At 70.3% G+C, this 11,438-nt stretch carries 8 protein-coding genes; 3 read left to right on the top strand and 5 right to left on the bottom strand.

The genetic code is table 11. The features are described 5' to 3' along the window. The 5 genes from V6S66_RS04375 to V6S66_RS04355 form a co-directional block, all read right to left on the bottom strand. The gene (locus V6S66_RS04375) at positions 1-1,194 is read right to left on the bottom strand and encodes an HTTM domain-containing protein (protein WP_334205537.1); all 1,194 of its coding nucleotides are present in this window, start codon (positions 1,192-1,194) and stop codon (positions 1-3) included. After that, positions 1,187-1,936 carry a DUF5819 family protein gene (locus V6S66_RS04370; protein ID WP_334205536.1) on the bottom strand — a complete coding sequence of 250 codons (750 nt, stop codon included), beginning with the start codon at positions 1,934-1,936 and terminating at the stop codon, positions 1,187-1,189. The genes V6S66_RS04375 and V6S66_RS04370 overlap by 8 nt, the downstream gene beginning before the upstream one ends. 116 nt (positions 1,937-2,052) lie before the next feature. Then, positions 2,053-3,717 (bottom strand): choice-of-anchor G family protein, encoded by a 1,665-nt coding sequence (locus V6S66_RS04365; RefSeq protein WP_334205535.1) that lies wholly within the window; start codon positions 3,715-3,717, stop codon positions 2,053-2,055. A 173-nt stretch (positions 3,718-3,890) separates the two neighbouring features. Next, a complete protein-coding gene (locus V6S66_RS04360; protein ID WP_334205534.1) occupies positions 3,891-4,874 on the bottom strand; it encodes an HTTM domain-containing protein in 984 nt (327 codons plus the stop codon). Beyond that, a complete protein-coding gene (locus tag V6S66_RS04355) occupies positions 4,871-5,623 on the bottom strand; it encodes a DUF5819 family protein (protein ID WP_334205533.1) in 753 nt (250 codons plus the stop codon). Before V6S66_RS04355 ends, V6S66_RS04360 begins: the two co-directional genes overlap by 4 nt. 236 nt (positions 5,624-5,859) lie before the next feature. Here V6S66_RS04355 and V6S66_RS04350 point away from each other — a divergent pair, with 236 nt between their 5' ends. The 3 genes from V6S66_RS04350 (at position 5,860) to V6S66_RS04340 (ending at position 11,328) form a co-directional block, all read left to right on the top strand. Next, on the top strand, positions 5,860-7,470 hold the full coding sequence (locus tag V6S66_RS04350; protein ID WP_334205532.1) for an ABC transporter substrate-binding protein: 1,611 nt from the start codon (positions 5,860-5,862) through the stop codon (positions 7,468-7,470). Between the two features lie 85 nt (positions 7,471-7,555). Beyond that, positions 7,556-8,650, top strand: coding sequence for an ABC transporter permease (locus V6S66_RS04345; protein ID WP_334205531.1), 1,095 nt, complete (start codon positions 7,556-7,558; stop codon positions 8,648-8,650). Continuing rightward, positions 8,650-11,328, top strand: a complete 2,679-nt coding sequence (locus V6S66_RS04340) for a dipeptide ABC transporter ATP-binding protein (RefSeq protein ID WP_334205530.1) — start codon at positions 8,650-8,652, stop codon at positions 11,326-11,328. Before V6S66_RS04345 ends, V6S66_RS04340 begins: the two co-directional genes overlap by 1 nt. The last annotated feature ends 110 nt before the right edge of the window (positions 11,329-11,438 follow it).

The raw sequence follows: 11,438 nt of genomic DNA, 5'->3' as shown, positions 1-11,438 counted from the left end.
TCAGTCGGCGTCGACGGTCTCGGACTCGCGGTCGGCGCCTGCGCGTCGAGCGCCTCGGCCCGCGGTCTTCGCGGCGGCCTTGCGCTCGGCCTTCTGCGCGCTGGCCTCGGCCCGCCGCTCCCGGCGCTCCGAGCGCCGCGAGCGGAACGTGTCGGCCGCGTCCATGAAGGGGTCGCTGAGGCGGAACCACACCGCCTCGATCCGTCCACGCAGCGGCTCGGTGACCTCCGAGAGCCAGTCGACGCGCTCCTCCAGCAGGTCGTCGGGGAACACGACCAGCGTGACCGCGATGATCGCCAGCGCAGCAGGGACCGCACCGAAGACGACGGCGAAGAAGACGTTCGCCCCGATCGCCACGGTGACGGCGACGATCCGCGAGACCCGGGTCAGCATCAGCGGTGCGAAGAACAGCTGGGTCAGCAGCACCACGTATGTCAGGAAGGCCAGGAAGACCGGGCTGGCCGACACGAGGTCGGACAGGCCGCCGAACGGTCGGAACTCTGGCAGCTGGGTCGTGTAGTACAGCGCCTCCCCCGAGCGCCAGGCCTCACGGGCGATCTTGTCGAGGCCCGCCGTGACGTACAGCAGCACGGTCTGCACCCCCAGACCCAGGAGCCCGATGTTGTGCAGGCTGATGCCGAGCCACGGGGGCAGCACCTCGTCGGAGTCGAAGCCGCGGTGGTCGACCTCGGCTCCCTCCTGGCGCGCCGCCCGCTGGCGGGCGTCCACCGAGCAACGGTCCCCCGAGCTCGTCAGCACCAGCCACAGGAGCGCCAGCCGCACGGCGTTGTCGCTCGCGCTGCCGACCATGGGGTTCTGCCCGACCACGGCGATGAACCCGACCAGGGTGACGACGTTCGCGGCGCGGGTGTACCACCCGGCCGTCAGGGCGAGGGCGGCCAGCGTCGTGACCAGGTAGACGACCGTGACGACGGCGTCGGTCGCGTTGCGGACGAGCCAGAGCTCCGGGAAGTCGACCGCGTCACGGGCCGGCTCGGCCCACACCGACGCGTTGCCGACCCACAGGGTGCGGTCGGAGAAGTTGACCACGAGCGTCAGCACGACGCTGAGGCCGAGCAGGATGCGGCACAGCCCCAGGGCCACCAGTGCGTGGCGTCCGCCGAACAGCCACCGCTCCGCGGCCTCGCGAGCTCGGATCACGGTATCGACGAGCACCCACCAGGTGTCACGCACCGTCATCACCCCCCACGTAGTCGTCGAAGGCCCGTTGGGCCTCCTCGTTGCCGGCGATCGCGTCACGCCATCCGAGGGTGACGAACGTGAACGGCTCCTCGCGCACCGAGTCGTCGCCCCGGTCATCGTAGGCGGGCACGCGCCTCAGTCCGACCCGGATCTGAATCTGTTCCACCGTGCCGTCGGCCAAGGCCGTGCTGTAGAGGGTCCCGAACTGCGTGGCCATCGCCCAGTTCGCGAAGAACACCTGGGCCTCGAAGGGCGTGGCGCCCTCCGCCTCGATCTCAACCTGTCGGACCGCGCGGTCCTCCTCGACGAGGTCCTGCTCCACGAGGGGGCGGGCCGAGTCGGGGAACGAGCTGATGGCGACGTTGAGGTTGGTGGCCAGCGACCGCGCCGCGCGGTCCATGCGTGGCCGCAGGAACCCGCCGGACTCGAGATCGGCCGTCACGTCGACCCACGGGCCCTCGACGGTCTCGCCGTCCGGCATCAGGACACGGGCACGCACGAGCAGCGCCTCGTCGGCCCGCTGCAGCCCCGGGTCGACCGTGGACGGCGACTGCCGGAAGTACGGGTTGACGTAGGACGCGAGCGTGGTGCTGCCGACCGACTCCCGGATGGGGCTGGACGGGCTGAGCCACAGCCCGACGACGGCCGAGTGCACGATGACGATCGCGGCGACGGCGAGCATCATGCCGCTCTGCCACCGGGTCACGTGAACCTCTGGGGCGTGAACGGACATGGGCTCCATCCTAGGTCGAGATCGCGAAGTGTCCGGACATGACCGATGCCGGTGACCCGAAGGTCACCGGCATCGGTCAGTCACTGCGTGACGTCAGAGCACGTGCGGGCTCTCGATCAGGCGAGCAGGGCCGACTCGCGGCGCTTCTCGTTGATCATCGCAGCGGCACCGAGGGCCACCAGGAGCAGACCCAGCAGCCAGAAGGGCCACAGGTTCGACGCACCGGTGCTCGGCAGGGTGTCGACCGACTTGTCGGCCAGGCCGCCGTTGCCGTTCAGGTTGGCGTTGGCGTTCGCCGGAGCGTTCGCGTTGGCCGGAGCGTTCGCGTTGGCCGGGGCGTTCGCGTTCGCCGGGGCGTTCGCGTTCACGTTGGTGTTGTCGTCGAACGTGTTGATCGAGTTCGGTCCGACCAGCGAGTTGGCCAGGTTCAGGCTGAGCAGACCACCGTTGCCGGCGACACCCAGGACCTCGACGCGCAGGGCCGTGATGGCGAAGACGCCCTCCGTGCCGGTGCGCTCGCTCGAGGCGAGCTCGACGTAGTTGTCCGGGTCGGCGTCGGCGGACGTGCCGACGTGCTGCAGGTTGACCCGGATGTTGACGACGTCCTCGAGCTGCACGAGCACGTCGGCCAGGGCCGCACCGAGCTGGGACAGGAGCGGGTCCAGGGCCTGGTCGATGATGGCCTGGACGGCGTCGTTCAGCGGGACGAGCAGCTCACCGAGCAGCTCGCCGAGCGGGATGGCGGGCGCCGGGATGCCCAGGGTGCTGATCTGCACCGAGAGCTCCTGGACGGCATCCGTGACGTTCTGCACGAGCGCACCGACGAAGGCGTCGATCTGCTCGGTCAGCTCGGTGACGACGAGCGGCAGGAGCTGCGTGTCGCGCGGCAGGTTGTTGATGTCGATGCCGGCCGACGCCAGGAGCGTGGGCACGTCGACCGAGATCAGGCCGGCGTCAGGACCGGTCAGGTTGATCGACACGCCGTTCTGCGTGGTGTTGGCGATCGCGGCGGTGACGGCGTCGATGCCGACGACCTCGACCTCGAGGACACCGGGAACGCCGACGCTGAGGCCGTCGAGCGTCGCGATGATGCCGAGCGGGTCGAGCGTCTGCAGGGCGACGAGCTCGATGTCGAGTCCACCACCGGTGATGCCGTAGTCCAGGACGGCCTGGTCAGCCGGGTCCGGCTTGGCCAGTCCCGCACCGGTCAGCGTGGCCGACGAGGCGGCGGCGCCGAGGTCGAGCACGATGTCGGCGACCGGGTTGAGCGCCTCGAGCGGCTGGCCCGGGCCCGTCAGGTTGAGCGTCGCGTTCGAGGGGCCACCGGGAGCGGCGGTGTCGACGTTGACGGCACCCTCGTTCGTGATGAGGCCCGAGGCCGCCTGCGAGAAGTTCTTGTCGGCCTTGGCGTAGCTGCCGATGACGCCGACACCCAGCGAACCGAGCAGGTCGCCCAGCGGGCCGGTGAGGGCGACGAGCGCGTTGAGCGCACCCTCGGCGTAGTAGGGCTCCGGAGCCGTCTCGGCGGTGCCGGCGGCCGTGTCGACCCGGGAGATGACGCCCGTGGCGCCGTCGCCGGCCTGCTGCTCGTTCTCCGCGAGCACGTCGACCAGCGGATCGACCAGCGGGGTACCGAGGGCACCCGTGCCGACGACGTACTGCGCCTCGGCGTAGGACTTGTAGTCAGTGACGATGGCGGCGCCTGCGTTCAGGCTGGCCACGGAGGTGACGAGCAGCGTCGCGACGCCGGCTCCGATCACCTTCTTGCCGATGTTCTTCATTCGGGAGTGCTCCTCGTAGTCCATACGTTCGGGTGGGGCGCAGGGGTGTTCCCCGCCCGGGCGACAGGCAGGGCCATCCGTCGGGACGGCCGTGTCCGAGCGACAGTTTAACCACATTCTCAGGATCACGGTCCACTCGACCGCTAGGTGAGCACGTGCCGTGAGTCACACGTTCAGGGCCCGAAATTCCGGGGTTCTCCGGACACCTCGACCCGATCTGGACGCGTTCCCCGCCTACGGACGACCTCAGTGGCCCGTCGCCAGGTCGTGTCGCTGATGAGGACGGCGTCCGCAGCGATCATCGCCAAGGAGAAATACATGAGCCCCATCAGGACACCGATCCCGATGTGGGTACCGGTCACCAGCACGAATCCCAGGACGCGCGTCCGCCGGTCGAGCAGCAGGAGCGGGAAGGCCAGCTGGATGGCCATGGCGCTCCAGGTCGCCGCGTGCACGAAGGGCGACCACTCGTACAGCCAGCCCAGCTCGTCGAGCCAGGGCGAGTACTGGTTGACCTGGAGGGGGAAGTACACCGCGGTGCCGTCGATCCACGCCGGTCCGTCGAACTTCCAGAGGGCCGACCCCACGTAGATCATCACGATCTGGTGCGCGATGAGCACCACGGCCACGTTGTTGAGCAGGATCGTGAACCACTCGGCGCGCACCCTGGAGTCGCGGCGGCGTCGGCGACGCGCGTCCAGCGACGCGGCGGCCCCGCTGTCGCTGAAGCACAGGTAGAAGAGCACCAGCCGCACCACGTCCTCCGCGCCGGACCGCAGGATCGGCGACGCGTCGATCATGACCGCCCACAGCAGGAAGGTGGCGATGCACGCGGTGCGCGTGTGCCACCCCAGCAGGAGGGCCACGCCGGCCATGACCGAGGCCAGCAGCGCCAGGTCCGTCACCCAGGCCGGCCCCGCAGGCAACCAGGGCACCCACGTCAGGACGGCCTGACGCTCGTGGAAGGGCTCGGCCCAGCGGTGCCCGACACCCCAGATGTACTGGCGATCGGCAAAGCCCACGGCGAGCTGGAGCAGGATCGTCACGGCCAGGGTCATCCGCGTGGCGGCCAGGCCGTACGTCGACCACCGCGACGACGTGAGCGACTCGACGAACCGGTCGACCTGGGGGCCGACCCGTTCGGCCACCGCGCTCACGAGTTCCGTTCCAGGTACGAGGCGACGCTGGCGCGCCGCTCGGGATCGTCGTCCGCCGGCACGCGCCACGGACCCTCGGTGGTCGGTCCGACCGTCTTCTCGGCCTCCCGACGTCGTTCCCACGACGGAGCCGTCGACAGGCGCGTGCCGTAGCGGACCGCCACCAGGTCGCGGTCGGGCTCCAGCGACCGGAACACGTCCGTCAGATAGGTCGTGGCGCCTGCGTCGCGCTCGACGATCAGGTCGCGGGCGAGGCCCGTGACGTCCTCGGCCCCGAGGCGCTGCCTCACGTCGTCAGTGTCGAGCGGTTCGGCCTGCGACGACCCGTCGGCCACGGCCGCGCGGGTCGTGCTCGTGACGTTGGACCACACCGCGTCGAGACCGCCGGCCAGGCGCGAGGTCAGGTAGGCCGAGCGGGGAGCACCCAGCGAGTGCGCCACCAGCCCGTCGTCGATCGCGGTGAGGTTGATCCACTCCCCCGTCTCGACGGAGTCGCCGTCGCGCCACGCCGCCTGCACCATCAGGTCGCGGTCGGCGTTGACCGGGCTGGGCGCGAAGAGCTTCCACTCCTCCTCGAAGTACGAGTGGAGCAGGACCTCGGCAGCCGCACGGGTACCGGGCGGGGCCGACTGCGGCGGGATGGAGATGAACGTGACGCCGAACAGCTGGACGCCCGCGACGAGGGCGACCGCGAGCACCACGACGCGACGCACCATCGACACGCTGCGGGTCCCGGGCTCCTTCGACACCGGGCCACTGTACGGGCGAGCGGCCCCGTCGTCCTCGCCCCACGACCCCGGTCCCGCACGCGTGCCGCGGCCTCGTCCTGACGCCGGCGTCGCCCTCGGCTCGACTCGGTGTCACGCGAAGCAGCGCGGACGTCACCCATTTGCAACCTCAGAGGACTCCCCAGGCACCCGTCCGGCTGGCTACGGTTCCGAGGACTCGGGTCCGACGGGCGGACTCGTTCTCACGAGGAGTTCGTATGTCGTTGCGCCGCGGCGCCGCCATCGCGCTGACCACTGCCGTCTCGGCCGCCACCCTCGTCGCCTGTGGTTCCGGCGACGAGACGACGGGGTTGATCGTCGGCACCACCGACACGGTCGTGTCGATCGACCCTGCGGGTTCCTACGACAACGGGTCGATGACCGTGCAGACGCAGGTGTACCAGTACCTGCTGAACTTCCCGGCCGGCTCCACCGAGCTCACGCCCGACGCCGCCGAGTCGTGCGACTTCACCGAGCCGACCGTCTACACCTGCACGCTCAAGCCCGGGCTGACCTTCGCCAACGGCAACGACCTCACGGCGTCCGACGTGGCCTTCTCGTTCCAGCGCATCGTCGACATCAACGACCCCAACGGGCCCGCGTCGCTGCTCGGCAACATGGCGAGCGTCGAGGCGGTTGACGACGCCACGGTGAAGTTCACGCTGAACTCGCCCAACGACCAGACGTTCCCGCAGATCCTCGTGACCTCGGCGGGTCCGATCGTCGACGAGGACACGTACCCCGCCGACGAGGTGCTGCCCGATGACGAGGCGGTGGAGGCCGACGGCTTCTCGGGCCCCTACACGATCACGTCGTACGACAAGAACGAGCTCGCGGAGTTCACCGCCAACCCCGACTACGACGGCACGTACGGCACGCCGTCCGAGGACGTCGTGACGCTGAAGTACTACGCGAAGTCCGAGAACCTCAAGCTCGACATCGAGAACGAGGCCATCGACGTCGCGTACCGCTCGCTCACGCCGACCGACATCGCCGACCTCGAGACGAAGGACGGCATCACGGTCCACCAGGGCGTCGGCGGCGAGCTGCGGTACATGGTCTTCAACCTCGACACGATGCCCGGCGGCACGCCGGCGCAGAAGCTCGCGGTCCGCCAGGCCGTCGCGTCGTCGGTCGACCGGGACGAGCTGTCGACCGGCGTGTACCAGGACACCTACACGCCCGCCTGGTCGATGGTCCCCGAGGGACAGACCGGGGCCACCGAGGCGTTCAAGGAGCTCTACGGCGCCGAGCCCGACCTCGACGCAGCCACGAAGTACCTGACCGATGCCGGCGTCACGACACCCGTCGAGGTCCAGCTGCAGTACAACCCGGACCACTACGGCTCGAGCTCCGACCAGGAGTACAACGCGGTCAAGCGTCAGCTGGAGGACACGGGCCTGTTCACGGTCAACCTGCAGTCGACCGAGTGGACCACGTACTCCGAGGAGTTCCCCGCGGACGCCTACCCCGTGTTCCAGCTCGGCTGGTTCCCGGACTTCCCCGATGCCGACAACTACCTGTCGCCGTTCCTCAGCCCGTACTCCGAGGACAAGGCAGGCAACTTCACCAACTCGCACTACAACGAGGACGGCACGCCGTACGCCGATCCGGAGATGACGACGCTGCTGGAGTCCGAGCGCACCGACGGCGACCCGACCACTCGGGCCGCGACGCTGGGCCAGATCCAGACGCGGCTCGCCGAGCAGGTCCCGTACCTGCCGCTGCTGACCGGCACGTCCGTCGCGATCGCGGTCGACGGCGTGAAGGGCGTCGAGGACACCCTCGACGCGTCCTTCAAGTTCCGGTTCACGTCGCTGTCCCAGTAGGCCGGCGGTGAGGGGGCGGGTCCACCGGGCCCGCCCCCCGGCTGCTCCGAGCACGTCCGACACCTGTCCGAAGGGGCGCCCGCGCATGTCCTCCGCCGAAGTCCTCGGTCCCGCCGAGCTGCCGTCGTCCCGCCCGCCCGCCGAGGCACCCCGTCGCCCCCGCCTCAGCCCGCTCGCCCGCTACCTGCTCGTGCGACTGGCGCTGATCGTGCCCATGATGTGGTTCCTCGTCACGCTCGTGTTCGTGCTCATGCGCGTCATCGGTGACCCCATCCAGGCGGCCCAGGGCGGCCGGCTCAGTCCGGAGCAGATCGCGGAGCGCCAGGCCGAGGCCGGCCTCGACCGGCCGCTGTTCACGCAGTACCTCGAGTACCTCGGCGGCATCCTGCGCGGCGACTTCGGCACGACCCTGACCGACAACCGCGAGGTCTCCGACATCCTCGTCCAGAACGGTGCTGCGACCCTCGAGCTGTCGGTCTACGCCCTGGTCGTGGCCTTCGCCGTCGGCGTGCCGCTCGGGCGCCTCGCGGCACGGCACCGCGACCGGTTCCCCGACGTCGTGCTGCGACTGGGCGCGATCCTCGTCTACGCCGCACCCGTCTTCTTCGTCGGCCTGCTGCTCAAGCTCGCGTTCACACCGTTCGGCTGGCCGTCGTCGGGTCGCGCGAGCACCTCGACCGAGCTCGCGCTCTCGCGCGGCGAGCACGAGACCCACATCATGCTGCTCGACGCGATCCTGTGGGGCAGCCCGGACATGGTGCTCGACGTCCTGCAGCACGCGGTGCTTCCGGCCGTCGCGCTCGGACTCCTGACCGGCGGCGTCTTCCTGCGACTCGTCCGGGTCAACCTGCTCCAGACGCTCCGCGCGGACTTCGTCACGGCGGCACGGGCACGCGGCGTCTCGGAGCGGCGGGTCGTGCGCCAGCACGCGTTCCGCACCGCGCTGGTGCCGGTCGTGACCGTGATGGGCATGCAGATCGCGATGCTCCTGGCCGGCGCGATCCTCACCGAGACGACCTTCGAGTGGAAGGGCATCGGCTACGAGCTCTCGGAGTACCTGATCGCCCGGGACTTCCTCGCGGTCCAGGGCATCGTGACGCTGATCGCCCTGATCGTCGGCATCGCGAGCTTCCTGATCGACGTCATCGTCGCGCTCGTCGACCCGCGGGTGCGTTTCTGATGGCGCGCCGGCTGCGGGTCCCGGTCCCGGACGTCGTGCGCCAGTCGCACGGCCTCCAGCGGTTCATGCTGCTGCTCGGTTTCGGCCTCATGGCGTTCTTCCTGGTGGTCGCAGTGCTCGCACCGTGGATCGCCCCGTACGACTTCGACGCGGTCCGCGACGCCGACGGCGTCAGGTTCGGCACCCAGCAGGCCCCGTCGGCCGCGCACTGGTTCGGCACGACGGTGGGCGGGCAGGACGTCCTCTCCCGGGTCGTCTTCGGTGCGCGCACCGCGGTCGAGGTCATCGTGCTCGCGGTCGTCCTGTCGAGCCTGGTCGGCGTGCCCCTGGGTCTCGTCTCGGGCTACCTCGGCGGATGGCTCGACCGGGGCCTCGTGCTCGTCATGGACGCGCTCTACTCCTTCCCGTCGCTGCTGCTCGCGATCGTCGTCGCCATCGTGCTGACCGGCGGACAGAGCAGCGCGTTCGGCGGCATCATGGCGGCCGCCGTGTCGATCACGGTGGTGTTCGTCCCGCAGTACTTCCGCGTCGTGCGCAACGCGACGCTCGCGGTGAAGTCCGAGCCCTACGTCGACGCCGCCCGCGTGGTCGGCGTGCGCACACCACGCATCCTGCGGCGCCACGTGTTCTCGAACGTGTCGCAGTCGCTGCCGATCATCGCCACGCTGAACGCGTCCGAGGCGATCCTGACCCTGGCCGGCCTGGGCTTCCTCGGCTTCGGCATCGAGCCCTCCGCCGCGGCGGAGTGGGGCTACGACCTGAACAAGGCCCTGCCCGACGCCGCCTCCGGCATCTGGTGGACAGGCACGTTCCCCGGCATCGCGATCGTGCTGATCGTGCTCGGCGTGACCCTCGTGGGCGAGAGCCTCAACGACATCTGGAACCCGCTCCTGCGCACGCGTGGCGGCACCGACGGCCACGACGCCGAGGAGGTCGCCGACCTCGTGCCGGTCGACCCGGCCGCTGGCACGACCGCTGGCACGATCGCGGACCTTGGTGGGGCCGACCCGCCGGGAGAGCGACTGGCCGTGCTCTCGCTGCGCGATCTCTCGGTCTCGTTCCGCACCGACGGCGCACCCGTCAATGCCGTGCGTGGCATCGGCTTCGACGTGCACCCGGGCGAGGTCGTCGCCGTGGTCGGCGAGTCCGGTTCCGGCAAGTCCGTGAGCTCCCGGGCGGTCCTGGGGCTCCTGCCCGACACCGCCACGGTCGACGGGTCCGCCGTGCTCCGCACGCCGGGTGACGAGCCCCGCGAGCTCATCGGCCGGCGCGGCGACGCGATGCGGTCGATCCGCGGCGACGAGGTGTCGATGGTCTTCCAGGAACCGTCCACCGCCCTGACTCCGGTCCGCACGATCGGGTGGCAGCTCGTGGAGTGTCTCCGCGCCCACCGAGACGTGTCCGTCGCCGAGGCCAAGGAACGCGCCGTCGAGCTGCTCGAGCTCGTGGGACTGCCCGATCCGTCCGAGCGCGTGGGCCACTACCCGCACCAGCTCTCCGGCGGACAGAAGCAACGGGTCGTCATCGCGATGGCCATCGCGTGCGAGCCCGATGTCATCATCGCCGACGAGCCCACGACCGCCCTCGACGTCACGGTGCAGGCCGCGATCCTGGAGCTGCTGCTCTCGCTGCGCGACCGACTTGGCACCGCGATCGTGCTCATCACGCACAACATGGGCGTCGTCGCCGACGTCGCTGACCGGGTCGTCGTGATGTACCGCGGCTCGATCGTCGAGCAGGCCCCGGTCGACCGGCTCTTCTCGGCGCCCGGACACCCGTACACGAGGGCGCTCCTGGACGCGGTGCCGCACCTCGGACGCGGGTCCGGACCCGGCGACGCCCCGCCCAGCGACGTCGTGCTCGACGTCGACCGACTCGTGGTCGACTTCCCCGGGGGCTTCGGGCGCCCGACGTTCCGCGCCGTCGACGACGTCTCCCTGCAGGTCCGCAAGGGCGAGGTGCTCGCTCTCGTGGGCGAGTCCGGCTCCGGCAAGTCCACGATCGGCCGCGCCGCCGTGGGCCTGCAGCAGCCCAGCAGCGGCAGCATCAGGGTCGCGGGTCACCAGGTCTCGGGTGTCAGTGACGCGCGCCTGCGCCCTCTGCGGCGACGGTTCGGGTTCGTCTTCCAGGACCCCGCAGCCTCGCTCAACCCGCGACTCTCGGTGGGTGACTGCATCGCCGAGCCGCTGCGCACCCAGACCGACCTGTCGCCGGGCGAGGTCGAGGCCCGCGTGCGCCGCCTCCTGGAGGACGTGCAGCTGACGGGCGACCACGCCGGACGCTTCCCGCACGAGCTGTCGGGCGGCCAGCGCCAGCGTGTCTCCCTCGCACGGGCCATCTCGCTCGACCCCGATCTGCTGATCGCCGACGAGCCGACGTCCGCGCTGGACGTCTCGGTGCAGGCCCGGGTGCTCGACGTGTTCCGCGAGCTCCAGGAGCGCCTGCAGTTCGCCTGCCTGTTCATCAGCCACGACCTCGCGGTCGTCGACTCCCTGGCCAACCGGGTCGCCGTGCTCCAGCACGGCCGGCTCGTCGAGGTCGGTCCGCGCGAGAGCGTCCTGGGCTCGCCGGCTCAGGACTACACGCGCCGCCTCATCGCCGCCGTCCCGGTGCCCGACCCGGTCGAGCAGCGTCGGCGGCGTTCCGAGCGAGGGGCGTTGCTGACCGAGGAGTCGTAGCACCGACGGTGAGTCAGCAACCTTTCGTCCCGCACGGCGGTGAGTGAGCAACCTTCTGAGCCATCGGTGAGGTTGCCTCGTCACCGCCAGCTGCCCCGAAAGGTTGCTGA

This window comes from Aeromicrobium sp. Sec7.5 (genome assembly GCF_036867135.1).
In the GTDB taxonomy this organism is placed as follows: Bacteria; Actinomycetota; Actinomycetes; order Propionibacteriales; family Nocardioidaceae; genus Aeromicrobium.
This window is presented reverse-complemented; position numbering and strand designations above follow the sequence as displayed.